The organism is Nonomuraea africana, from assembly GCF_014873535.1.
GTDB lineage: Bacteria > Actinomycetota > Actinomycetes > Streptosporangiales > Streptosporangiaceae > Nonomuraea > Nonomuraea africana.
Window position 1 is genome coordinate 3,750,388 of sequence record NZ_JADBEF010000001.1, and the last position, 22,727, is coordinate 3,773,114.

At 69.2% G+C, this 22,727-nt stretch carries 22 protein-coding genes; 5 read left to right on the plus strand and 17 right to left on the minus strand.

Annotated elements, in window-relative coordinates; translation table 11 throughout:
- Window positions 1-86 precede the first annotated feature (86 nt).
- Both H4W81_RS17755 and H4W81_RS17760 read left to right on the plus strand, forming a co-directional pair.
- Window positions 87-1,481 (plus strand): NAD(P)/FAD-dependent oxidoreductase, encoded by a 1,395-nt coding sequence (locus tag H4W81_RS17755; RefSeq protein WP_192775844.1) that lies wholly within the window; start codon window positions 87-89, stop codon window positions 1,479-1,481.
- 11 nt (window positions 1,482-1,492) lie between these two features.
- Window positions 1,493-3,094, plus strand: a complete 1,602-nt coding sequence (locus tag H4W81_RS17760) for an amidohydrolase (protein WP_192775845.1) — start codon at window positions 1,493-1,495, stop codon at window positions 3,092-3,094.
- On the opposite strand, the gene H4W81_RS17765 is transcribed toward H4W81_RS17760, so the two are convergent.
- The 6 genes from H4W81_RS17765 to gap form a co-directional block, all read right to left on the minus strand.
- Window positions 3,091-3,513, minus strand: a complete 423-nt coding sequence (locus H4W81_RS17765) for a hypothetical protein (RefSeq protein ID WP_192775846.1) — start codon at window positions 3,511-3,513, stop codon at window positions 3,091-3,093. The genes H4W81_RS17760 and H4W81_RS17765 overlap by 4 nt on opposite strands.
- 168 nt (window positions 3,514-3,681) lie before the next feature.
- Entirely contained in the window at window positions 3,682-4,026 is a 345-nt protein-coding gene (locus H4W81_RS17770) for an RNA polymerase-binding protein RbpA (RefSeq protein ID WP_192775847.1), read from the minus strand.
- 69 nt (window positions 4,027-4,095) lie between these two features.
- Window positions 4,096-4,326 carry a preprotein translocase subunit SecG gene (gene secG / locus H4W81_RS17775; protein ID WP_183661991.1) on the minus strand — a complete coding sequence of 77 codons (231 nt, stop codon included), beginning with the start codon at window positions 4,324-4,326 and terminating at the stop codon, window positions 4,096-4,098.
- Between the two features lie 98 nt (window positions 4,327-4,424).
- Window positions 4,425-5,201, minus strand: coding sequence for a triose-phosphate isomerase (tpiA, locus tag H4W81_RS17780; protein WP_318781789.1), 777 nt, complete (start codon window positions 5,199-5,201; stop codon window positions 4,425-4,427).
- Window position 5,202: 1 nt separating this feature from the next.
- On the minus strand, window positions 5,203-6,390 hold the full coding sequence (locus H4W81_RS17785) for a phosphoglycerate kinase (protein ID WP_192775848.1): 1,188 nt from the start codon (window positions 6,388-6,390) through the stop codon (window positions 5,203-5,205).
- Window positions 6,390-7,394, minus strand: coding sequence for a type I glyceraldehyde-3-phosphate dehydrogenase (gap, locus tag H4W81_RS17790; RefSeq protein WP_192775849.1), 1,005 nt, complete (start codon window positions 7,392-7,394; stop codon window positions 6,390-6,392). Before gap ends, H4W81_RS17785 begins: the two co-directional genes overlap by 1 nt.
- Window positions 7,395-7,579: 185 nt before the next feature.
- Between gap and H4W81_RS17795 the strand changes: the two genes are divergently transcribed.
- Window positions 7,580-8,098, plus strand: a complete 519-nt coding sequence (locus H4W81_RS17795; protein ID WP_192775850.1) for a hypothetical protein — start codon at window positions 7,580-7,582, stop codon at window positions 8,096-8,098.
- A gap of 80 nt (window positions 8,099-8,178) precedes the next feature.
- Here H4W81_RS17795 and whiA read toward each other — a convergent pair whose 3' ends face one another.
- From whiA to uvrA, 8 genes are all read right to left on the minus strand, one after another.
- A complete protein-coding gene (whiA, locus tag H4W81_RS17800; protein ID WP_192775851.1) occupies window positions 8,179-9,159 on the minus strand; it encodes a DNA-binding protein WhiA in 981 nt (326 codons plus the stop codon).
- Between the two features lie 72 nt (window positions 9,160-9,231).
- On the minus strand, window positions 9,232-10,149 hold the full coding sequence (locus H4W81_RS17805) for a gluconeogenesis factor YvcK family protein (RefSeq protein ID WP_192780867.1): 918 nt from the start codon (window positions 10,147-10,149) through the stop codon (window positions 9,232-9,234).
- Window positions 10,150-10,907: 758 nt separating this feature from the next.
- Window positions 10,908-11,795, minus strand: a complete 888-nt coding sequence (rapZ, locus tag H4W81_RS17810; protein ID WP_192775852.1) for an RNase adapter RapZ — start codon at window positions 11,793-11,795, stop codon at window positions 10,908-10,910.
- 7 nt (window positions 11,796-11,802) lie between these two features.
- On the minus strand, window positions 11,803-13,707 hold the full coding sequence (gene uvrC, locus H4W81_RS17815; RefSeq protein WP_225958676.1) for an excinuclease ABC subunit UvrC: 1,905 nt from the start codon (window positions 13,705-13,707) through the stop codon (window positions 11,803-11,805).
- A gap of 98 nt (window positions 13,708-13,805) precedes the next feature.
- Complete coding sequence (locus tag H4W81_RS17820; RefSeq protein WP_192775854.1) at window positions 13,806-14,273, minus strand: Rieske (2Fe-2S) protein; 468 nt, start codon at window positions 14,271-14,273, stop codon at window positions 13,806-13,808.
- Between the two features lie 49 nt (window positions 14,274-14,322).
- Complete coding sequence (locus H4W81_RS17825) at window positions 14,323-14,784, minus strand: Rieske (2Fe-2S) protein (protein WP_192775855.1); 462 nt, start codon at window positions 14,782-14,784, stop codon at window positions 14,323-14,325.
- 105 nt (window positions 14,785-14,889) lie between these two features.
- Entirely contained in the window at window positions 14,890-15,300 is a 411-nt protein-coding gene (locus tag H4W81_RS17830; protein WP_225958677.1) for a Rieske (2Fe-2S) protein, read from the minus strand.
- Window positions 15,301-15,441: 141 nt separating this feature from the next.
- On the minus strand, window positions 15,442-18,282 hold the full coding sequence (uvrA, locus tag H4W81_RS17835; RefSeq protein WP_192775857.1) for an excinuclease ABC subunit UvrA: 2,841 nt from the start codon (window positions 18,280-18,282) through the stop codon (window positions 15,442-15,444).
- A 178-nt stretch (window positions 18,283-18,460) separates the two neighbouring features.
- Here uvrA and H4W81_RS17840 point away from each other — a divergent pair, with 178 nt between their 5' ends.
- Together H4W81_RS17840 and H4W81_RS17845 are read left to right on the plus strand one after the other, a co-directional pair.
- Window positions 18,461-19,249 carry a maleylpyruvate isomerase family mycothiol-dependent enzyme gene (locus H4W81_RS17840; RefSeq protein WP_192775858.1) on the plus strand — a complete coding sequence of 263 codons (789 nt, stop codon included), beginning with the start codon at window positions 18,461-18,463 and terminating at the stop codon, window positions 19,247-19,249.
- Window positions 19,246-19,902 (plus strand): MBL fold metallo-hydrolase, encoded by a 657-nt coding sequence (locus tag H4W81_RS17845; RefSeq protein WP_192775859.1) that lies wholly within the window; start codon window positions 19,246-19,248, stop codon window positions 19,900-19,902. The genes H4W81_RS17840 and H4W81_RS17845 overlap by 4 nt, the downstream gene beginning before the upstream one ends.
- Before the next feature lie 205 nt (window positions 19,903-20,107).
- Here the strand turns inward: H4W81_RS17845 and pssA are convergent, their stop codons facing one another.
- The 3 genes from pssA to H4W81_RS17860 form a co-directional block, all read right to left on the minus strand.
- Window positions 20,108-20,935, minus strand: coding sequence for a CDP-diacylglycerol--serine O-phosphatidyltransferase (gene pssA / locus H4W81_RS17850; protein ID WP_192775860.1), 828 nt, complete (start codon window positions 20,933-20,935; stop codon window positions 20,108-20,110).
- Window positions 20,922-21,533 (minus strand): phosphatidylserine decarboxylase, encoded by a 612-nt coding sequence (locus H4W81_RS17855; protein ID WP_318781790.1) that lies wholly within the window; start codon window positions 21,531-21,533, stop codon window positions 20,922-20,924. The genes pssA and H4W81_RS17855 overlap by 14 nt, the downstream gene beginning before the upstream one ends.
- A gap of 136 nt (window positions 21,534-21,669) precedes the next feature.
- Window positions 21,670-22,662 carry a TerC family protein gene (locus tag H4W81_RS17860; RefSeq protein ID WP_397127976.1) on the minus strand — a complete coding sequence of 331 codons (993 nt, stop codon included), beginning with the start codon at window positions 22,660-22,662 and terminating at the stop codon, window positions 21,670-21,672.
- Window positions 22,663-22,727 lie beyond the last annotated feature (65 nt).

Below are 22,727 nucleotides of genomic sequence, written 5' to 3' on the forward strand. Positions count from 1 at the left end.
TGTTACAGCTAGCGGCTGAAAGTGTTTCATCACGAATTCCGTGGCAGGATGCACCCAGATATGCGGATATAGCAGTATGTGGGGTCATGAGTTCGCGTGTTCCTACGTTCACCGACGACTTCGTCAACGGAGACGTCTCCTTCTGGCATCGCTCCCTCGGCCCCGCGCCGGCCGGTCCCGCCCTCGGCGGTGATCGCCGGGCGGACGTGGTGATCGTGGGCGCGGGATACACCGGGCTCTGGACGGCCTACTACCTCAAGCGGGCCAGACCCTCGCTCGACGTCGTGGTGCTGGAGAAGGAGTTCGCCGGGTTCGGCGCCTCCAGCCGCAACGGCGGCTGGCTCACCGGCGACCTGGCCGGCTCGCCCGAGCGCTACGCGAAGACGCACGGTCTGGCGGCGACCAGGGCCCTGCAGCGCGAGATGTACGCCTCCATAGACGAGGTGATCGCGGTCTGCGAGAGGGAGGGCATCGACGCCGACATCGTCAAGGGCGGAGTGCTCAACGTCGCCAGGGGCACCGCGCAGGCCGCCAGGCTGCGCGCCTCGGTGGCCTCAGGGGCCCGCTGGGGCGTCGAGGCCAGGCTGCTCACCCCGGTGGAGCGCGACGCGCGGCTGCGGGTCGCGGGCGCGGTCCAGGCCTCGTGGAACCCGCACTGTGCCAGGATTCACCCGGCGAAGCTGGTGCGCGGCCTCACGCGGGCCGTACGCGAGCTGGGAGTGGAGATCTTCGAGCACACGCCGGTCACCGAGATCGCGCCGCACCGGGCGGTCACGCCGTACGGCACGGTCCGCGCCGACTACGTGATCAGGGCCACCGAGGGCTTCACCTCGACGATCAAGGGCCTGCGTCGGCAGTGGCTGCCGATGAACAGCTCCATGATCGTAACGGAGCCGCTGCCCGACGGGTTCTGGGCCGAGGTCGGCTGGCAGGGCGCCGAGCTGCTCGGCGATCTGGCCCACTACTACATGTACGCCCAGCGCACCGCCGACGGCCGCATCGCCTTCGGCGGAAGGGGCCGGCCCTACCTGTACGGCTCGCGCGTCGACGCCCGCGGCCACACCCACGGCTGGACCATTGAGGCGCTGTGGGCGCTGCTGGTCGACTTCTTCCCGGCCGCCGCCTCCTCCAGGATCGCGCACGCCTGGTCGGGGGTGCTCGGCGTGCCGCGCGACTGGTGCTCCACCGCGCACGTCGACCAGGCCACGGGCCTCGGCTGGGCGGGCGGCTACACCGGGCACGGGGTCACCACGGCCAATCTGGCCGGCCGTACCCTGCGCGACCTGATCCTCGGCGAGCACAGCGAGCTCACCGAGCTGCCGTGGGTGGGCCGGAAGGTGCGCCCGTGGGAGCCAGAGCCGCTGCGCTGGCTGGGCGTCCACTCCATGTACCGCCTCTACCGCGTCGCGGACGCCCGCGAACGCTCGATGTCCCGCACGTCGGCGCTCGCCCGTCTCGCCGACCTCATCACCGGTCACTGAAGGAGATCCTGTTGCACACCCTTTTCCGCGGCGGCCGCGTCTTCACCGCCACCGGAACCTTCGCCGAAGCCGTCCTGGTCCGCGACGGCGTGATCGTCGCCGTCGGCGCCGAGTCCGACGTGGTACGGCAGGCGCCCGCGCACGAGACGGTCGACCTCGAGGGCGGCCTGCTCATGCCCGGCGTGACCGACGCGCACATCCACCCGGTGCAGGCCGGGCTGGAGCACGCCAAATGCGACCTGTCGGAGATCTACGGACTCGACGCGTACCTGGCGGCGATCAGGACCTACGCCGACGGCTGCGACAGGGAGTGGATCGACGGCGGCGGCTGGGACATGTCGGCCTTCCCCGGCGGCCTGCCCCACCGCAGCCAGCTGGACTTCCTCGACAGGCCCGCCTACCTGATCCAGCGCGACCACCACGCGGCCTGGGTGAACACCAGGGCGCTGGAGCTGGCGGGGATCACCCGCGACACGCCCGACCCCGCCGACGGCAGGATCGAGCGCGACCCCGACGGCAGTCCGACCGGCGTGCTGCACGAGGGCGCCATGGACCTGGTCGGCCTGCTCACGCCCCGCCCGACCACCGACGACCTGGACGCGGCGCTGATGACGGCGCAGCGGCACCTGTTCTCACGGGGCATCACCGGCTGGCAGGACGCGATCGTCGGCTCCTACGCCGGCTCCGACGACCAGCTGCCCACCTACCTCTCGGCGGCCAAGGCGGGCCGGCTGAAGGCCCGCGTGGTCGGCGCGCTGTGGTGGGACCGCACGCAGGGAGCCGAGCAGATCGCCTCACTCCTCGAGCGCAGGGCGATGGCCGACGGGCTCGACCGGTTCAGCGCGGGTTCGGTCAAGATCATGCAGGACGGCATCACCGAGAACTTCACCGCCGCGGTGCTGGAGCCGTACTGCCTGTGCGGCGGCACCGGGCTGTCCTACATCGACCCCGGCAAGCTGCGCGAGTACGTGGCCGAACTGGACAGGCACGGCTTCCAGGTGCACTTCCACGCGATCGGCGAGCGGGCCGTGCGGGAGGCGCTGGACAGCTTCGAGGGCACCTCGCCGGACAACCGGCACCATATCGCGCACCTGCAGATCATCGAGCCCTCCGACGTGCCGCGCTTCGCCGCGCTCGGCGTGACGGCGAACCTGCAGCCGCTGTGGGCCACCCACCACGCGCAGATGGACGAGCTCACGCTGCCCTACCTGGGCGAGGAGCGCTCGGCCTGGCAGTATCCCTTCGCCGATCTGGAGCGGAGCGGGGCCAGGTTCTGCGCCGGCAGCGACTGGCCGGTCTCCAGCGCCGACCCGATCCAGGGGATGCACGTGGCGGTCAACAGGACCGAGCCGGGCGGCTCCGTGCACGCGAGCTACCCGACCGCGGGGACGCCGTTCCTGCCGGGGCAGCGGCTCAGCCTGGCCACCGCGATGACCGCCTACACCGCGGGGTCGGCCTGGATCAACCGCTCCCCCGCCGGCGTGATCGAGCAGGGCCGCCCCGCCGACCTGGTCGTCCTCGACAGGGACCCGTTCGAGCTGCCCGAGTCGGAGATCTGGACCTCGAAGGTGCGGTTGACCTTCGTGGACGGCGAGGCGGTCTACCAGCGTTAGCCGCAGTTGCCCCAGCTCGAGCGACCGCCGTTGGCCCTGGTGCCGGCGGAGTTCTCGATCCAGGCGTCGTACTTCACGCAGGCCCCGCGCGCGTCGGCGTAGACGGGGCCCGCGTAGTACTGGACCCTCTCGTAGATGCCGTAACCGCTGCCGTTCTGCACGGTGATCCCGACGTAGGCGTCGGTGTAGGTGCCGACGTAGGCGCTCTTGATCACGGTGGCGCAGTTCTTGCCGGTGCTGCTGTTGTACGTCAGGTAGACGGTGCCCCAGTTGCTGCCGCCGGAGGTCTTGACCGCGGCCTGGGCGACGACGTTGTAGCCGGTGCCGCAGTTGGCGTCCGCGTGGGCGGCGGCGGGGACGGCGAGCACGGCCGCGGCCGAGACAGCGGCGGCGGCGATGGACAGCGTTCTCTTCAGCACGGAGTTCCTTTGGGTAGACGACCGTTGAACGCGATCATCATGCCGTGCAATTGCGGACATGCCAATATCGATTTCTGACAACATCCCTTACTCACCGCAACGGCGGTCTCCCGCGAAAACGCGAAGACCCCGGCCGTCCAACGGCCGGGGTCTTCGCGCGTGAAAGCCCTACCAGGGGGACTTGTTGGCGCGCAGGCGCTCGAGGGCCTCCTCGAGGATGGCCTTGCCGTCCTTGTCGCTCCTGCGCTCCTTCACGTACGCCAGGTGCGTCTTGTACGGCTCGTTCCTCGGGGGGGCCGGAGGCGCAGCCTCATCCTGGCCGGCCGGAAGGCCGCAACGGGGGCAGTCCCACATCTCGGGAACCGCCGCGTCACTGGCGAAGCTGGGGCGCGTCTCATGCATGTTGGCGCACCAGAACGAGACCCGCACTCTCGGAGCTGCCTCGCCGCGCTCGGCCTCCCCCATAGGGCCGGCGCCGACTCGGCTGCCACGGATCGCGTTGCCACTACCCACGGATGAACTCCTCGCTCGATCGCCCCGCGTGCGGCGGGGGGAGAATCACTGTCACGCGTTGACGTGCTGTCAGGGCTTGAGCAGCAGGCCAAGGGCGATGATGCAGACAAACCATACGATGCCGGTGATGATGGTCAGGCGGTCGAGGTTGCGCTCGACCACCGAGGAACCGCCGAAGTTCGACGAGAAGCCACCGCCGAACATGTCGGACAGACCTCCGCCCTTACCCTTGTGGAGCAGGACGAGCAGGATCATCAGCAAGCTCGCCAGGATGAGGGCGATGGAGATTCCGATAGTCACCGTAGACCTGTTCTTTCAATGCTCTGTTCGCGTGACGATTCAAACTTGCTTCTAGAGGGTACGACCTGCTGTCAAGTCGCACCCTCCGAACGCTGCAGTTAGGCCGACATTTCGCCGAAACGGCAGATCTTGACGTACTCCCCCGCATCGAGGCTGGCGCCCCCCACGAGGGCTCCGTCGATGTCGGGCTGAGCCATGATCCCGGCGATGTTGTCGGACTTGACCGAGCCTCCGTAAAGGATACGGACGGCGGCGGCCACTTCGGTCGTGTAGAGCTCGGCGAGTCGTGCTCGCAGCGCGCTGCACACCTCCTGCGCGTCCTGCGGAGTGGCCACCTCACCGGTGCCGATCGCCCAGACCGGTTCGTAGGCCACCACTATCGATTTTGCCTGCTCGGCGGAGATTTCGCGCAGTCCGCCATCGAGTTGTGACACGCAGTGGGCCACCTGGCGGCCGGCCTGCCGTACGGGCAGGTCCTCGCCGACGCACAGAATGGGCGTGAGCGAGTGGCGGTAGGCGGCGCGCACCTTGGCGTTGACGACCTCGTCGTCCTCGTGGTGGTACTGCCGCCGCTCCGAGTGGCCGATCGTCACGAAAGTGCAACCGAGCTTGGCCAGCATGGCACCCGACACCTCGCCGGTGTAGGCGCCGCCGTCGTACTTGGAGAGGTCCTGGCCGCCGTAGACGATGCGCAGCTTGTCGCCGTCGACCAGCGTCTGCACGCTGCGCAGATCGGTGAACGGCGGCAGCACGGCGACCTCGACCTTGTCGAAGTCCTTGTCGTTGAGCGCGAAAGCCAGTTTCTGGACCAGCGCGATGGCCTCGAGGTGGTTGAGGTTCATCTTCCAGTTGCCGGCGATGAGCGGCTTGCGCACGTCACTCCTCCAGAGCGGCCAGGCCGGGCAGGGTCTTGCCTTCGAGGTACTCGAGGCTGGCCCCACCACCGGTGGAAATGTGGGAGAAGCCGTCCTCGGGCAGGCCGAGCTTGCGTACGGCTGCCGCCGAGTCGCCGCCGCCCACCACGGTGAAGGCCTCAGAAGCGATCAACGCTTCGGCCACCGCCCGAGTTCCGCCGGCGAACGCGTCGAACTCGAACACGCCCATCGGGCCGTTCCAGAAGATCGTGCGGGCGTCGGCCAGCTTGGTCGCGAACAGCTCGCGCGTCTTCGGGCCGATGTCGAGCCCCTGCCGGTCGGCCGGGATCGCGGTGGCCTCGACCACCTCGTGCTCGGCGTCCTCGGCGAAGTGGGTGGCCGCCAGCACGTCGACGGGCAGGACGAGGTCCACCCCGCGCTCCGCGGCCTCGTCCAGGAAGCCGCGCACCTGGTCGAGCTGGTCCTCCTGGAGCAGCGACTGGCCGACCTCGTGCCCCTGGGCCTTGAGGAAGGTGTAGGCCATGCCGCCGCCGATGAGCAGCCGATCGACCCTGGTGAGCAGGTTGGCGATGACACCGAGCTTGTCGGAGACCTTCGCGCCGCCCAGCACGACCACATAGGGCCGCTCGAGCTCGTCGGTGAGCTTCTTCAGCACGCCCACCTCGGCCACGACCAGCCCGCCCGCCGCGTGCGGCAGGATCCGCGGCACGTCGTAGACGCTGGCGTGCTTGCGGTGCACCGCGCCGAAGCCGTCGCCGACGTAGAGCTCGGCGAGGCCGGCCAGCTGCTCGGCGAAGGCCTGCCGGACCGAGTCGTCCTTGGACTCCTCGCCCGGCTCGTAGCGCAGGTTCTCCAGCAGCAGGACCTGGCCGTCGAGCAGGGCGCCGGCCTCCCGCTGCGCCTCCGGGCCCACCACGTCGCCGGCGAAGGCGACGTCCTGGCCCAGCAGCTCGCCCAGCCGCCTGGCGACCGGCCTGAGCGTGTACTTGGGGTTCGCCTCACCCTTGGGGCGGCCCAGGTGGGCGCAGACGATGACCTTCGCACCGCGCTCAGCCAGCTCCTTGATGGTGGGCACCGACGCGCGGATGCGCCCGTCGTCGGTGATCGTCTCCCCGTCGAGGGGGACGTTGAGGTCGGCGCGCACCAGGACGCGCAGCCCCTTCACATCGAGATCGTCGATGGTCCTCATTACAGGTCGCGACCCACCAGCTCGATGAGGTCGGCCAGACGGTTGGAGTAGCCCCACTCGTTGTCGTACCAGCCGATGACCTTGACCTGGTTGCCGATGACCTTGGTCAGCCCCGCGTCGAAGATGCAGGAGGCCGGGTCGGTGACGATGTCGCTGGAGACGATCTCGTCCTCGGTGTAGGTGAGGTAACCCTTGAGCGGGCCCTCGGCGGCGGCCTTGTAGGCGGCCTTGACCTCGTCGACGGTGACGTCGCGCTTGACCTCGACGGTGAGGTCGGTGGCCGAGCCCGTGGGGATCGGCACGCGCATCGCGAAGCCGTCGAGCTTGCCCTTCAGCTCCGGCAGCACCAGGCCGATGGCCTTGGCCGCGCCGGTGGAGGTCGGCACCACGTTGAGCGCGGCGGCACGGGCCCTGCGCAGGTCGCCGTGCGGGCCGTCCTGCAGGTTCTGGTCCTGCGTGTAGGCGTGGATCGTGGTCATCAGGCCCTTCTCGATGCCGAAGGAGTCGTTGAGCACCTTCGCCAGCGGAGCCAGGCAGTTGGTCGTGCAGGAGGCGTTGGAGATGACCGTGTGGTTGGCAGGGTCGTAGGTGTCGTGGTTGACACCCATGACGATGGTGACGTCCTCGTTCTTCGCCGGAGCGGAGATGATGACCTTCTTGGCGCCGTTGTCGGCGTGCACCTTGGCCTTGGTGGCGTCGGTGAAGAAACCGGTGGACTCGACGACCACGTCGACACCCAGGTCGCCCCAGGGCAGCTTGGCGGGGTCGCGCTCGGCGAAGGCCTTGATCGTCTTACCGTCGACGACGATCTCGTCTGCCGTGGCCTTCACTTCGTACGGCAGGCGGCCCAGGATGCTGTCGTACTTCAGCAGGTGGGCGAGCGTCGCGTTGTCGGTCAGGTCGTTGACCGCGACGATCTCGATGTCCTTGCCGCTGGCGGCGACCGCGCGCCAGAAATTGCGGCCGATGCGACCGAAGCCGTTGACGCCTACGCGGATGCTCACGGAACCGTCTCCTCGTACGTGAATGGCGGGCTGAAACCTCAATCAGAACCCTATCGGACCCAAATTGGTTTAGACCACGTGAGGTCCCACCCTGTTTTTCCTCGATCAACACACATGGTTTGCCCTAGTCGAGTAAAGTGCCCGACTCATCACTGTCAACACGCCTATTTTCCGAGGACCTCTATATGACCCAGCAGAAGTCAGGACTGGTACCGGGCATTCTCGTGGGCCTGGTGGCCATGCTGGTCGGAGCGGCCGTCTACGGCGCCGTGGTCGGCATCACCGAGTACGAGATCGGCCTCGTCGCCGTCCTGGTCGGCGTGCTCGTCGGCCTCGGCATGATGGCCGTCAAGCCGTCCAGCCCTGTGCTGCCGCCGCTCGCCGCGCTGTTCGGGCTGGTGGGCGCCGCGCTCGGCACCGCCATCGGCGGGACCGTCCTCGCCGTCAAGTACGCCGGCGAGGAGGGTGGCAAGCTCGGCTACCTCGACGCCTTCACCTCGGTGACCGGCCTGATGCCTGACCTGATCGGCGAGGACCCCAAGACCTTGCTGTTCTGGGCGATCAGCGCCTTCGCCGGATTCTCGTTCGTCAACAAGCGCGTCAAGGCCGCCAGGGAGGCGGAGGTCGTGCCGATGGCGCCGCCGTCCGCCCCGGAGCAGCAGCCGGAGGGCAACCTCTTCACGCCGAAGAACCCGCAGGCCTGAACCTCCGGTGGGCGCCGCACTCGCGCGGCGCCCGCCCCGGCCGTACCCCCGTCTGCTTCCACGTGGCGGGCGAGCCGAGCTCACGGAGCCAGCATGTCCACGGTCAGGTTCGCCTCGGTGTTGGGGATGCCCAGGTCGGAGGCGCGCTTGTCGGCCATCGCCAGCAGCCGCCTGATGCGCCCCGCGATCGCGTCCTTGGTCAGCGGCGGGTCGGCGATCTGGCCCAGCTCCTCCAGCGACGCCTGCTTGTGCTCCACCCGCAGCCGCCCCGCGATGACCAGGTGGTCGGGGGCGTCGTCGCCCAGGATCTCCAGCGCCCGCTGCACGCGCGCCCCCGCCGCCACCGCCGCGCGGGCCGAGCGCCGCAGGTTGGCGTCGTCGAAGTTGGCGAGCCGGTTGGCGGTGGCCCGCACCTCGCGGCGCATCCGCCGCTCCTCCCAGGCCAGCACGCTGTCATGGGCGCCCAGCCTGGTCAGCAGCGCGCTGATGGCGTCGCCGTCGCGCACCACCACCCTGTCGACGCCGCGCACCTCACGCGCCTTCGCGTGAATCTTGAGCCGTCGCGCCGAGCCGACCAGCGCCAGCGCCGCCTCGGGGCCGGGGCAGGTGACCTCCAGCGACATCGAACGGCCAGGCTCGGTCAGCGAGCCGTGGGCGAGGAAGGCGCCACGCCAGGCCGCCTCCGCGTCGCAGGAGGCCCCCGCCACCACCTGACGCGGCAGCCCCCTGACCGGGCGGCCGTGGTTGTCGATCAGCCCGGTCTGGCGGGCGAGCGCCTCGCCGTCGCGGTAGACCCGCACGACGTAGCGCGAACCCTTGCGCAGCCCCGCGGGAGCCAGCACCAGCACTTCGGCCTTGTGGCCGAAGACCTCGCCAATGTCCTTGATCAGCCGGCGGGCGGTGGCGTTGGTGTCGAGCTCGGCCTCGATCACGATGCGTCCGCCCACCAGGTGCAGGCCGCTGGCGAAGCGCAGCAGCGTGGACACCTCCGCCTTGCGGCAGCAGGGCTTGAGCACCGGCAGTCGGCTCAGCTCGTCCTTCACCACACCTGTCATTGCCATAAGCGTTAGTCCTCCCCCATACAGACCGGCTCCCAAGAAGTCTCTCGCACCTTCGAGCGGCGCCGACCAGGATCAACGCTTCTGGAGGAAAATCTCGTCCAGGACGGAGGCAAGACGTCGTGGGTCGTGCCTCGGCGAGCCGTCCTCGGCCGCCACCCCGGCCGTGACCACCTGGCCACCCAGCGCGGCCGCGGACTTCTCCAGCGCGCCGAGATCATCGACCACGCCCGTGTCGGCCAGCACCACGTCGACCGTGAGGTCGGGCGCGTGCTGCCTGAGCACCTCCAGGTGCTGCTGGGGCGAGAAGTCGTCGGTCTCGCCCGGCTGGGGCGCGAGATTGAGCGTCACCAGCCGCCTGGCCTTGGTGAGGTGCAGCGCCTCGGCCAGCTCCGGCACCTTCAGGTGCGGCAGCACGCTGGTGAACCACGAACCGGGACCGAAGACCACCCAGTCGGCGTCGAGCACCGCCCGCACGGCCTCCTGGCTGGCCGGAGGGTTCTCGGGGACCAGCGAGATCGCCTGGACCCTGCCGGGCGTCAGCGCGCACGCCACCTGGCCGCGCACCGTCGAGATCACCCCGTCGAGCTCCACCTCGGCGACGATGTCGAGCGGGACGGAGGCCATCGGCAGCACCCTGCCCTGGGCGCCGAGCAGCCGTCCCACCCAGTCGAGACCGGCCACGGGGTCGCCGAGCAGCTCCCACAGCGCCACGATCAGCAGGTTGCCGACGGCGTGCCCGTGCAGGTCGCCTTCGCTCCTGAACCGGTGCTGGACCACCTCGCTCCAGGTGATGCCCCACTCGTCGGCGCCGCACAGCGCGGCCAGCGCCATGCGCAGGTCGCCTGGAGGGAGCACGCCGAGCTCCCGCCTCAGCCTGCCGCTGGAGCCCCCGTCGTCGGCGACGGTCACCACGGCGGTCAGCCGGTCGGTCACGTTCCGCAGCGCGGACAGCGACGCGTAGAGGCCGTGCCCACCGCCGAGCGCCACCACCTTCGGGCCCCGGCCCGCTCCCGCCACCTTCTCAACGGGCCGAGCCCCAGGCTCTCCCACGACCACCCGCCGCCCTACGGCAACACCACCTGCCTCGCGCACCACGCCAGCCGGTGAACCCACCGAATCGCCCGCACCCGCGACCTGCCGAGGGGCCACAGAACCATCCACCCCCGCGACCTGCCCAGCGGCCACCAGATCATCCGCCGCACCCCGGGACCCCAAGGAACCGGCCGCCGTGTCCCCGGGTATCACCGAACCAGCCGCCACCTGAGGGGAGACAGAGAAACCATCCTCCGCACTCCCAGAGAACATCGCGCCATCCGCCACACCCCGAGAACCCGAGGAACCGACCACCGCGCCGCCAGGGATCACCAAACCGGCCGCCGCCTCCGGGGAAACCGAGAGACCACCCTCCACACTCCCAGAGAACATCGCGCCATCCGCCACACCCCGAGAACCCGAGGAACCGACCACCGCGCCGCCAGGGATCACCGAATCGCCCGCCACCTGCGGGGAGACGGAGAGACCATCCTCCGCGTTCCCGGAGATCGACCCGCCCGCGCCCCGGAACTCCGAAGAACCGACCGCCGTGTTCGCAGGGACCTCCAAACCGGCCACCGTCTTCGGAGAATCCGAGAGACCGCCCTCCGTGTCCCCGGAGATCATCGAACCTTCCGCCTCACCTCTGGAGACCGAGGGAGCGGTCGGTTCTTCGGGAGTGGTGGTCTCGCTCGCTACGCGCTCGCGTCCATCCGTCACTCCCGACCCACATCCCGGTGACTCACCTGGACCTCCATCCCGCGGTCCCGCAACCGACCGCCGAGCTGTTCGGCCATGGCCACGCTGCGGTGCTTGCCGCCCGTGCAACCCACCGCCAGCGTCGCATAGCTCTTGCCCTCGCGCCCATATCCAGCCGCGACGATCTTGAAAGCCTCCTCGTACGCGTCGAGGAACTCCTTCGCGCCGGCCTGGCCGAGCACGTAGTCACGCACCGAGCTGTCGAGCCCGTTCATCGGCCGCAGCTCGGGCACCCAGTGCGGATTGGGCAGGAACCTGCAGTCGACCACCAGGTCGGCGTCGACGGGCAGGCCGTACTTGAAACCGAAGGAGACCACGTTGACCCGCAGCCCCGGCCGGTCGTCGCCGCCGAAGTAGGCGACGATCTTGTTGCGCAGCTCGTGGACGTTGTGGGCGGAGGTGTCGATCACCAGGTCGGCGTTGGCGCGCACCTCGCGCAGGATGCCGCGCTCGCGCGCGATGCCGTCGACCAGGCGCCCCTCGCCCTGCAGCGGGTGAGGCCTGCGCACGTTCTCGAACCTGCGAACCAGCTCCTCGTCGCTGGCCTCGAGGAACACCACGCGGACGCGGACGCCGCGCCCCTCGAGCTCCTCGATCGCGGCGTTGAGATCGGTGGTGAAGGCCAGGCTGCGCACGTCGACCACGGCGGCCACCTTGTCGGCGGCCAGCTTGACCCGCCCCGCCTCCTCGGCCATCGCGAACAACAGCCCCGGCGGGAGGTTGTCGATGACGAACCAGCCCAGGTCTTCGAGCGCCTTGGCCGCGGTGCTGCGCCCGGCGCCTGACATGCCGGTCACGATGACGAACGCGGTCTCGGCGCGTCCTTGATCCTCTGGGCTGCTCATAACCTCACTACTCCTGGGCAAGCCTCGACACGATCATCTCTGCGGTCGCGCGGCCGATGCCGGGAACCTCGCAGATCTCGGCCACACCGGCCTCACGCAGCCGTTTCACAGAGCCGAAATGCTTCAGCAGCGCCTGCCTGCGCGCCGGACCGAGGCCAGGCACGCTGTCGAGCGCGCTCTCCTTCACCGTCTTGGACCGCTTGGAACGATGGTAGGTGATGGCGAAGCGATGTGCCTCGTCGCGAACTCGTTGCAGCAGGTAGAGGCCCTCGCTCGACCGCGGCAGGATGACCGGCTGGTCGTCGCCGGGCAGCCAGACCTCCTCCAGGCGCTTGGCCAGGCCGCACACCGCGACGTCGTCGACGCCGAGCTCGTCGAGCGCTCGCTGCGCCGCCGCCGCCTGCGGCCCCGCGCCGTCGACCACGACGAGGTTGGGCGGATAGGCGAACTTGCGCGGCTTGCCGGTCTCGGGATCGATCGGCCCGTGCACGTCGTCTTCGGAGGCGAGCTCGCCTGTCGCCGACTTCTCCTCCAGATAGCGCTTGAAGCGCCGGGTGATCACCTCGTGGATCGAGGCGACGTCACCCTCCTTCGTCCGTACGGCGAAGCGGCGGTACTCGCTCTTGCGCGCCAGCCCGTCCTCGAACACCACCATCGACGCCACCACGTTCTCCCCCTGCAGGTGGGAGACGTCGTAGCACTCGATTCGCAGCGGCGCCTGGTCGAGGTCGAGCGCGTCGGCGATCTCCTGCAGCGCCTTGCTGCGCGCCGTCAGGTCGCTGCCTCGGCGGATCTTGTGCTGGGCGAGGGACTCCTTGGCGTTGCGCTCGACGGTCTCCATCAGCGTCTTCTTGTCGCCGCGCTGCGGCACCCGCAGCTCCACCCGGGCGCCGCGTTGCTCGGCGAGCAGTTCGGTGACCGCCTCGGCGTCCGGCGGCATCGCGGGGACCAGCACCTCCTTGGGGATGTCACCCTCGGCGTAGATCTGCAGCAGGAAGTGCTCGACCAGCTCGCCCGGCGTGGTCTCCTCGACCTTGTCGACCACCCAGCCGCGCTGACCTCTGATGCGCCCGCCGCGCACGTAGAAGACCTGGACCGCCGCCTCGAGCTGATCCTCGGCCAGCGCGATCACGTCGGCGTCGGTGGCGTCGGCGAGCACGACGGCCTGCTTCTCCAGCGCCCGCTGCAGAGCCTGGATGTCGTCGCGGATCCTGGCAGCCCGTTCGTACTCCTGCTCGCTGGCCGCCTCGCGCATGTCCTGCTCGAGACGCTTGATGAAGCGCCCCGTGTTGCCCGCCATGAAGTCGCAGAAGTCTTCGGCCAGGTCGCGGTGCTCCTGCGGGGTGACCCTGCCGACGCACGGCGCCGAGCACTTGTCGATGTAGCCCAGCAGGCACGGCCGGCCGATCTGGCCCGCGCGCTTGAACACCCCGGCCGAGCAGGTGCGCACGGGGAAGACGCGCAGCAGCAGGTCGACCGTCTCGCGGATGGCCCAGGCGTGGGAGTAGGGCCCGAAGTAGCGGGTGCCCTTCTTCTTGGCTCCGCGCAGCACCTGCACGCGGGGGAACTCCTCGCCCATCGTGACCGCGAGGTAGGGGTAGGACTTGTCGTCGCGGTACTTCACGTTGAAGCGCGGGTCGAACTCCTTGATCCAGGAGTATTCGAGCTGGAGCGCCTCGACCTCGGTGCCGACGACGGTCCAGTCGACGCTCGCCGCCGTGTCGAGCATGGTCCGGGTGCGGGGGTGCAGGCCCGTGAAGTCGGCGAAGTAGGAGTTGAGCCGCTGCCGCAGGCTCTTCGCCTTGCCCACGTAGATCACCCGGGCGTTGGCGTCGCGGAACCGATAGACCCCTGGAGAGTCGGGGATCGACCCGGACTTGGGCCGGAAACTCAAGGTGCTCGCCACGTTCAAAAGCCTATAGGCCGCCACCGACAACCAAGCTCTTCCCGGAGGACGGCAGGGAAACGGCAAGGCGCCCGCCGTACGGGAAGGTACGGCGGGCGGCGCGCTCACGCCAGCGTGATCGAGTCCCCTTCGACCTTGATGGCCACCTCGGGCAGCGGCTTGGTCGCCGGCCCGTCCTTGACCGACCCGTCCGCGATGCTGAACTTGCTTCCGTGGCAGGGGCAGTCGATCGTCCCCTCCGCGACCGACGCCACTGGACACCCCTGGTGGGTGCAGATGGCGCTGAAACACTTGAACTGGCCTGCCGTCGGCTGGGTCACGACGACCTTCTGCTCCTTGAAGATCGTCCCGCCTCCGACCGGCACGTCGGCCGTCGTGGTGAGTCCTGCCGTACTCGCTTCGCCGCCGGTGGCGGAGGTGGAGGCGGAGGGCGCCGCTGAGCCGGCCTGTGCCTGTGGGGCCGCGCTGGTCGTCGCCTCGCCGTCACCGCCACACGCCGCCAGCACCACGGCCAGGCCGCCCGCTCCCACACCCGCGATAACCGTCCTGCGGTTCTTAAGATCGTCTCGCATGCGAACCAACCAACCGCAGACAACTGAGAAATTTGTGAAAGAACGCGGCCTACGCCAGCGAAATCTTCTCGCCGTCAATCGTGATCTTCTTCTCCGCCAGCCCCTTGGTCGCCGGCCCGTTGGCCACGGAGCCGTCGGCGATGTTGTACTTGCTGCCGTGGCAGGGACAGTTGATGGTCCCGCCCTCGACGCTGTCCACCGGGCAGCCCTGGTGGGTGCAGATGGCCGTGAAGCACTTGAACTCGCCCGCTGACGGCTGCGTCACCACGACCTTCTGCTCGGCGAAGACCTTGCCGCCGCCCTCGGGGATCTCGGCCGTGCTGGCCAGTTCCTCCCCCGCGGGCTTCTCGTCCTGCTTCGACTGCGCGGATTCCGGAGCCGAGGAAGCGGGGGCCGCGGGCTCGGCCACGGTGTCGGCCGGCTGTCCGTATCCGGCGCAGGCGGTGAGCAGCGCGCCCAGGCTCACACCCCCGGCTCCCAGCACCACCGCGCGACGTGTCGCCTCTGCCATGATGATCACCCTCCAGGATCGCTGTCTCTTCTCAGGTACGGCCGCGCGTGCGCGCCGGTTCAGCCTTCCCCGAGCCGATCCTCGAAACCAGGTAGTTTTACCCGTTCACAGGATGACGATTCCGTCGCCCTCGACCTTGAGCGGGAACTCCGCCAGCGGCGCCTGGGCGGGGCCCTTGAGGCACTTGCCGCTGTCGAGGGCGAACTCGCTGCCGTGGCACGGGCAGGTCAGCACGCCGTCCTCGGGACGCGACACCGAGCAGCCCTTGTGCGGGCACCTGGCGGTGAACGCCTTGAAGACGCCCGAGGTGGGCTGGGTGACCACGATCTTCCACTCGTTGATCACCTTGCCGCCGCCCACGGGGACGTCGGCCTTCTTGGCGATGACCTTGCCCTTGATGCCGGGTGGCACGACCGCCGCGGCGGTGCCGTCCCCGCCTGCGCACCCGGCCAGCGCCACCCCGCACACGGCCACGCCCGCCGCTCCGAGCACCTCGCGCCGGCCCGGTGTGGGCATGCCACTACCCCGCTCCTCGCCTGCCATGTCGCCCCTCCGCGATCCCCCGACGCCCATGTCAGGCCGGGCCTTTACCTGCTATTCAGCATATTGAGGGCCCCCCGTGGTCCCGAATCCGGCCCCCGGGGGGTGGGCGGGGCGTCAGACAGAGAGGATCTTCCGCAGGAACCGGCCGGTGTGGCTCTCGTCCACGAGCGCCACCTCTTCGGGCGTGCCGGACGCCACCAGGGTGCCGCCGCGGGAACCGCCCTCGGGACCCATGTCGATGACCCAGTCGGCGGTCTTGATCACGTCGAGGTTGTGCTCGATCACGATCACCGTGTTGCCGCCGTCGACCAGTCGTCCGAGGACGCCGAGCAGCCGCCGGATGTCCTCGAAGTGCAGGCCGGTGGTCGGCTCGTCGAGCACGTAGATCGTCCGGCCCGTCTGGCGGCGCTGCAGCTCGGAGGCGAGCTTCACGCGCTGCGCCTCACCACCGGACAGCGTGGTCGCCGGCTGGCCGAGGCGCACGTAGCCCAGGCCGACGTCGTTGAGGGTCTGCAGGTGCCGCTTGATCGCCGGGATGGCGTCGAAGAACGACAGCGCCTCCTCGATCGGCATGTCGAGGACCTCGGAGATGGTCTTGCCCTTGTAGTGGACCTCGAGCGTCTCCCTGTTGTAGCGGGCGCCGTGGCAGACCTCGCAGGGGACGTAGACGTCGGGCAGGAAGTTCATCTCGATCTTGATGGTGCCGTCGCCGGCGCACGCCTCGCAGCGCCCGCCCTTGACGTTGAAGCTGAAGCGCCCCGGCTGGTAGCCGCGCACCTTCGCCTCGGTGGTCGCCGCAAACAGCTTGCGCACGTGGTCGAAGACCCCGGTGTAGGTCGCCGGGTTGGAGCGGGGGGTGCGGCCGATCGGCGACTGGTCGACGTGGACGACCTTGTCGACCTGGTCCATGCCGTTCACCCGCGAATGGCGGCCCGGCACCGTGCGGGCGCCGTTGAGCTCCTTGGCCAGCGCGTTGTAGAGGATGTCATTGACCAGCGTCGACTTGCCCGACCCTGACACTCCGGTGACCGCGGTGAACACGCCGAGGGGGAAGTCGATGTCGACGCCCTTCAGGTTGTGCTCGCGCGCGCCCTTCACCGTGATCTGCCGCTTCTTGTCGCGCTTGCGGCGCTTGGCGGGGATCGCGATGGACCTGCGGCCCGACAGGTAGGCGCCGGTCAGCGACTCCTCACTGGCGAGCAGGTCCTGGACGGTGCCCGAGACGACGACCTGGCCGCCGTGCTCGCCCGCGCCGGGGCCGATGTCGACCACCCAGTCGGCTGCGGCGATGGTGTCCTCGTCGTGCTCGACGACGATCAGCGTGTTACCCATGTCACGCAACCTGATCAGGGTGTCGAGCAGGCGCATGTTGTCGCGCTGGTGCAGGCCGATGGACGGCTCGTCGAGGACGTAGAGCACGCCGACGAGGCCCGAGCCGATCTGCGTGGCCAGGCGGATGCGCTGCGCCTCGCCACCGGCCAGGGTGCCCGCCGCGCGGTCCATCGTGAGGTAGTCGAGGCCGACGTCGAGCAGGAAGCCCATACGGGCGTTGATCTCCTTGACCACTCGCTCGGCGATGTGCATGTCGCGGTCGGACAGCTTCAGCGCGGCGAGGAACTTGGCGCACTCGCCGATCGACATGCCCGAGACGTCGGCGATCGACTTGTCGGCGACGGTCACGGCCAGCGAGACCGGCTTGAGCCGCTTGCCCTCGCAGGTCGGGCACGGGATCTCGCGCATGTAGCCCTCGAAGCGCTCACGCGTGGAGTCGCTCTCGGCCTCGGCGTGCCTGCGCTGCACCCACGGGATCACGCCCTCGTAGGTCGTGTAGTAGGAGCGCTGCCTGCCGTAGCGGTTGCTGTAGCGGACGTGGACCTGCTCGTCGTGCCCGTAGAGCAGGGACTTCTGCGCCTTCTTCGACAGCTTCTCCCACGGGGTGTCGAGGTTGAAGCCCATGGTCAGGCCGAGCGCCTCGACCAGGCGGACGAAGTACTCGCTGGTGTGGCCGCCGGCCCACGGGTTGAGCGCGCCGTCGCCGAGCGTCTTCTCCGGATCGGGCACGACGAGGTCGGGGTCGACCTCCATCTTCGTGCCGAGGCCGGTGCACTCGGGGCAGGCGCCGAAGGGCGAGTTGAAGGAGAACGAGCGCGGCTCGAGCTCCTCGAACGACAGGTCGTCGTACGGGCAGTAGAGATGCTCGGAGTAGAAGCGCTCACGGCCGGGGTCGTCGTCGGGCAGGTCGACGAATTCGAGCGTGATCGTGCCGCCGGACAGCGTCAGCGCGGTCTCGACCGAGTCGGTGAGCCGCCTGCGCGACGACTCCTTCACCGACAGCCGGTCGACGATGACCTCGATGTCGTGCTTCTCGTACTTCTTCAGCGTCGGCGGCTCCTCGAGGCGGATCACCGTGCCGTCGACCCTCGCCCTGGCGAAGCCCTTGGTCTGCAGCTCGCGGAACAGCTCGGCGTACTCGCCCTTGCGGCCCCTGACGACGGGGGCGAGCACCTGGAAGCGGGTGCCCTCGTCGAGCTCCATCACCCTGTCGACGATCTGCTGCGGGGTCTGCCTGGCGATCGGGCGCCCGCAGGCGGGACAGTGCGGCTTGCCGATGCGCGCCCACAGCAGCCGCAGGTAGTCGTAGACCTCGGTGATGGTGCCGACCGTGGAGCGGGGGTTGCGGCTGGTCGACTTCTGGTCGATGGAGACCGCGGGAGACAGCCCCTCGATGAAGTCGACGTCGGGCTTGTCCATCTGGCCCAGGAACTGCCGGGCGTAGGACGACAGGGACTCGACGTAGCGACGCTGGCCCTCGGCGAAGATCGTGTCGAAAGCCAGACTCGACTTGCCCGAGCCCGATAGCCCGGTGAAGACGATCAGGGAGTCTCGCGGAAGGTCGAGCGAGACGTCCTTGAGGTTGTGTTCACGTGCGCCACGCACGATCAAACGGTCTGCCACGGTGATCCCGACGTCGAAGGTGTTGATAGGTCCACGGGGGATGGTAGAGGGAGGCTCCGACAATTTCGGGGGTCCGCTGGCGCCCCGTCGAAAACTTCCCTCACCAGAGTACGGCTTTCTCCCGAGCCGGTACCGGTCCTTGCAGGTTCAACCACGTGAACTGCGGCATTATGCCCGCATGACCGTTCTGCCCTCTCTGCGCGCCGAACTCGCCGCCGCCACGGAGCGGCTCCTGTCCACCGCCGCCGAGCTGGATGACGCCGGCGTGACCGCGCCCTCGCTGCTGCCCGGCTGGACCAGGGGCCATGTGCTGACCCATCTCGCCCGCAACGCCGACGGCCTGGTCAATCTGCTCACCTGGGCCAGGACGGGGATCGAGACGCCGCAGTACCCGGACCCCGCCGCGCGGGCGGCCGGGATCGAGGCGGGCGCCGCCAGGAAGGCCGCCGAGCAGCGCGCCGACCTGGAGGAGAGCGCCGCCCGGCTGGCCGCGACGATCGAGGAGCTGCCCGCGCAGGCCTGGTCGGCGATGGTCTCCGCGCTCAGGCCGCCCCCGCACCCCGCCTGGTACGTGCTGGTACGGCGGCTGCGGGAGCTGGAGCTCCACCATGTCGACCTCGGCGCCGGATACACGCCCGCCAACTGGCCCGAGGCCTTCGTGCTGAGAGAGCTGCACGACTGCCTGGCCTGCTGGCCGTACGGCAGCGGCACGGTCAGCGCGATCCTGCTGGAGCGGCCCGCACGCGAGTGGCACGGACTGGGCGAGGGGCCCGTGGTGCGCGGCGGATCGCGCGAGGTGCTCGCCTGGCTGACCGGACGGTCAGCAGGGGAGGGGATTAGGGTGGTGTCCGAGGGGCCGCGCGCCACGGGCGAGCAGCTGCCGTCGCCACCACCGTGGCTGACCATGCCCGCCCCCGCGAACCTCCCGACGGCGCCTCCCGACATCTACCCAGAGGAGAGCCCATGACCTACACAGGCGATGTCCAGGTCGGCGGCCCTGCCGACGTGCGGGAGCTCGACAAGCTCACCATCACCAAGCTCGCCGTGGGCCCGTTCGACAACAATGCCTACCTGCTGCGCTGCACCGGCACCGGTGAAGGGGTGCTCATCGACGCCGCGGCCGAGCCCGACAGGCTGCTCGCGCTGATCAACGACCAGCCGCCGGCCGCGGTCATCACCACCCACCAGCACGGCGACCACTGGCAGGGGCTCGAGCAGGTGGTCAAGGTCACGGGAGCCGCCACGATCGCGCACCCGCTGGACGCTCCCGGGCTGCCGCTCACGCCCGACCGGCTGGTGGAGCACGGCGACCGGATCTCGGTCGGCGTGGTCACGCTCGAGGTCATCCACCTGCGCGGCCACACCCCCGGCTCGATCGCGCTGCTCTACGACGGCGGCGGCAGCGAGCAGCACCTGTTCACCGGCGACTCGCTGTTCCCCGGCGGGGTGGGCAACACCTGGAAGGACCCCGATCGGTTCACCCAGCTCTACGACGACGTGGTGGAGCGGGTCTTCGACCGGCTGCCCGACGAGACGTGGGTGTATCCGGGCCATGGAAAGGACACGACTCTCGGCGCGGAGCGGCCGTCGCTGCCCGAGTGGCGGGCCCGAGGCTGGTAGCCAGGCTGGTAGCCGGCCCTCTCGTACAGCAGGCACGATCCGCCCGGTCCACGGGCGCCGTTGCGGCGGCGCGCCCGAGGAGCGTCCCCTGGACGGAGCGGTGCCGGTGACGGCGGAGGCGCGTTGGGGGCCTGCCGTACGGGATGAATGACAAAAGGCTCGCGCACGCTTCCACGGGAAGCGGCGCGAGCCCCTTGTCCTGTCGTCAGTCGACGCCCGCGGATTCCTTGCGCTCCTTGCGCTGCTCGCGCTTGAAGAACAGCACCCGCAGCGGGATCGCCGCGACCAGCGCGATCTGCATCGTGGCGCCGACCTGGATGAGCGTGTCGCCACCCTGCGGCCACGCGGCCCACGCCGTGAGGCACGCCACGTTGATCATGATCCAGGCGAGCACGACGGCCGCCAGCTGCCCCTTGGGCTTGGGGTACTCGATGCGGCTCACCATCAGCCACGCGACCCCGAGCACCGCGGCCAGGGAGAACCAGTTGGGCTGGAACAGCAGCACGATCGAGACGACCGTCATCGCGCCCATCGGGATGGGCAGGCCCATGAAGTCGCCACTCTTGGTCTTGACGCAGGCGAAGCGGGCCAGTCGCACGCAGCCGGCGATGAGCACCGAGGCCGCGGCCACGATCACCGCCGTCAGCGGCAGCTTGCCGGTGAAACCGCCCCAGATCACGACCATGAACGCCGGCGCGAAGCCGAAGCTGATCACGTCGGCCAGGTTGTCGAGCTCGGCGCCCATGGCGGAGGCGCGGAAGCGCCGCGCCACCAGGCCGTCGAACAGGTCGCAGGTGGCTCCGATGAGCAGCAGGACCACCGCGGTGGCGAAGTAGCGCGGGTCGGGCAGGAAGCCGTCGCCCGCCTTCAGCGCCTGGATGGCCGAGGAGGCGAGCACGCACACGGCCAGGAAGCCGCACAGCGCGTTGCCCAGGGACAGCGAGTCGGCCGCCGACAGCCGGAAGGCCTTGCCCACCGGTCCGCGCGGCTCCTCGTCGTCGGCCTGCCAGCTTCCAGCGTCAGCCGCGGTCAATTGGAGTCACCCCCGCCACCGTCTTGTCGCCCACGGTGACCGCGGGGGAGATCCCTTCGGGAAGGTAGATGTCGACGCGCGAACCGAACCTGATGAGGCCGATCCGCTCCGTCTGCGCGACCTTGACGCCGGCATTCACGTACGGCACGATCCTGCGCGCCACCGCGCCCGCGATCTGCACCATCTCGATGTCGCCGAGCGCGGTCTCGAAATGCCACACCACGCGCTCGTTCTGGTCGCTGTCCTTGTTGAAAGCCGGCAGGAACCCACCCGCCACATGCTGCACGGACGTGACCGTTCCCGCAAGGGGTGCGCGGTTGACGTGCACGTTCAGCGGGCTCATGAAGATGGCGACCCTCGTGCGCCCGTCCGGCCACGAGTCGATGCTCTGCACGACCCCGTCGGCGGGAGAGAGGATCCTTCCCTCCCCCGGCACGCGGTCGGGGTCGCGGAAGAACCAGAGCATGGCTCCGGTGAGCGCGGTCAGCGGTACGGCCGCCACACCCCAGCGCCGGTCACGGCGGCTGAGGAGCGTCGTGGCGGCCGCGGCGGCCACGGTCGGGAAGAGCCACGGAGACACGCCGCGGGCAAGCCGCACGCGGCGGCTCTCCAGGCGGCTTGCGGAATCGTCTGACACTGACAACCTTTGATGGTGACTATGGACGGGCGCTTTGCCGAGATGTTACAGAACTCACAACCCTTACACGAAGCAAAGCGCCTTGACCACCGTCGCGCTAGCCCTCGCCGGCACTCGCGGAGGTGGGAATTTCCTTCCCCTTCCGCGCGTCGCTCCGCGACTTCAGCAGGCTGGCCACGGTGGTGACGACCATCGTCACGCCGATCACGGAGAGGGACACCCAGATGGGCACCTCTGGAGCCCAGGACACATGGCTGGCGTGCAAGGCCTCCAGAATCAGCTTAACCCCGATGAAGCCCAGGATGAACGCCAGGCCGTAACTGATGTAGACCAGCCTCTGCAGCAGGCCGCCCAGCAGGAAGTAGAGCTGACGCAGGCCCATCAGGGCGAACGCGTTGGCGGTGAAGACGATGAACGGGTCCTGGGTTAGTCCGAAGATGGCCGGAATCGAGTCGAGCGCGAACAGCAGGTCGGTGGTGCCGATGGCGACCATGACGATCAGCATCGGGGTGACCATGCGCTTGCCGTCGATCTTGACGGTCACCTTGTGCCCGACGTAGTCAGGAGTGGTGGGGAAGGCCCTGCGCACCCAGCGCAGCAGCGCGTTCTCGCTGAACTCGTCCTCGTCGTGGCCGTGCTGGCGGATCAGGTTGATCGCGGTGTAGACGAGGAAGGCGCCGAAGACGTAGAACAGCCAGCTGAACCTCTGCAGGGCCGCCGCGCCGAGCGCGATGAAGATGCCGCGCATCACCAGCGCCATCAGGATGCCGATGAGCAGCACCCTGTGCTGGTAGACCTTCGGGACGGCGAAGCGTCCCATGATGATGAAGAAGATGAAGAGGTTGTCGACGCTGAGGCTGTATTCGGTGATGTAGCCGGCGAAGAACTGCCCCGCGTGGGTCGCGCCCTGGGTGACCCAGAGGATGATCCCGAACACGACGGCGAGTGCCACGTAGAAGGTGACCCAGAATCCGGCCTGCTTCATCGAGAACTCGCGGGCCTCACCCCGATCGACGATCCACAGGTCCACGGCGATGACGACAAGCAGACCGACGATGACGACGGCCCACGCCCACAACGGTTCACCCACAGTGATACCAACCCTCCGGCGCGCATGACTGACAGCCGGAGGTCTCTCCCGCCCACGTGATGAGC

Excerpts from the sequence above, each read along its gene's own strand:
- H4W81_RS17785 (WP_192775848.1), bottom strand. The coding sequence starts at position 6,390 with ATGAGGACCATCGACGATCTCGATGTGAAGGGGCTGCGCGTCCTGGTG.
- rapZ (WP_192775852.1), bottom strand. The coding sequence starts at position 11,795 with ATGAGCAGCCCAGAGGATCAAGGACGCGCCGAGACCGCGTTCGTCATC.
- H4W81_RS17755 (WP_192775844.1), top strand. The coding sequence starts at position 87 with ATGAGTTCGCGTGTTCCTACGTTCACCGACGACTTCGTCAACGGAGAC.
- H4W81_RS17820 (WP_192775854.1), bottom strand. The coding sequence starts at position 14,273 with ATGCGAGACGATCTTAAGAACCGCAGGACGGTTATCGCGGGTGTGGGA.
- whiA (WP_192775851.1), bottom strand. The coding sequence starts at position 9,159 with ATGGCAATGACAGGTGTGGTGAAGGACGAGCTGAGCCGACTGCCGGTG.
- H4W81_RS17840 (WP_192775858.1), top strand. The coding sequence starts at position 18,461 with ATGACCGTTCTGCCCTCTCTGCGCGCCGAACTCGCCGCCGCCACGGAG.
- H4W81_RS17795 (WP_192775850.1), top strand. The coding sequence starts at position 7,580 with ATGACCCAGCAGAAGTCAGGACTGGTACCGGGCATTCTCGTGGGCCTG.
- H4W81_RS17830 (WP_225958677.1), bottom strand. The coding sequence starts at position 15,300 with ATGCCCACACCGGGCCGGCGCGAGGTGCTCGGAGCGGCGGGCGTGGCC.
- H4W81_RS17825 (WP_192775855.1), bottom strand. The coding sequence starts at position 14,784 with ATGGCAGAGGCGACACGTCGCGCGGTGGTGCTGGGAGCCGGGGGTGTG.
- H4W81_RS17845 (WP_192775859.1), top strand. The coding sequence starts at position 19,246 with ATGACCTACACAGGCGATGTCCAGGTCGGCGGCCCTGCCGACGTGCGG.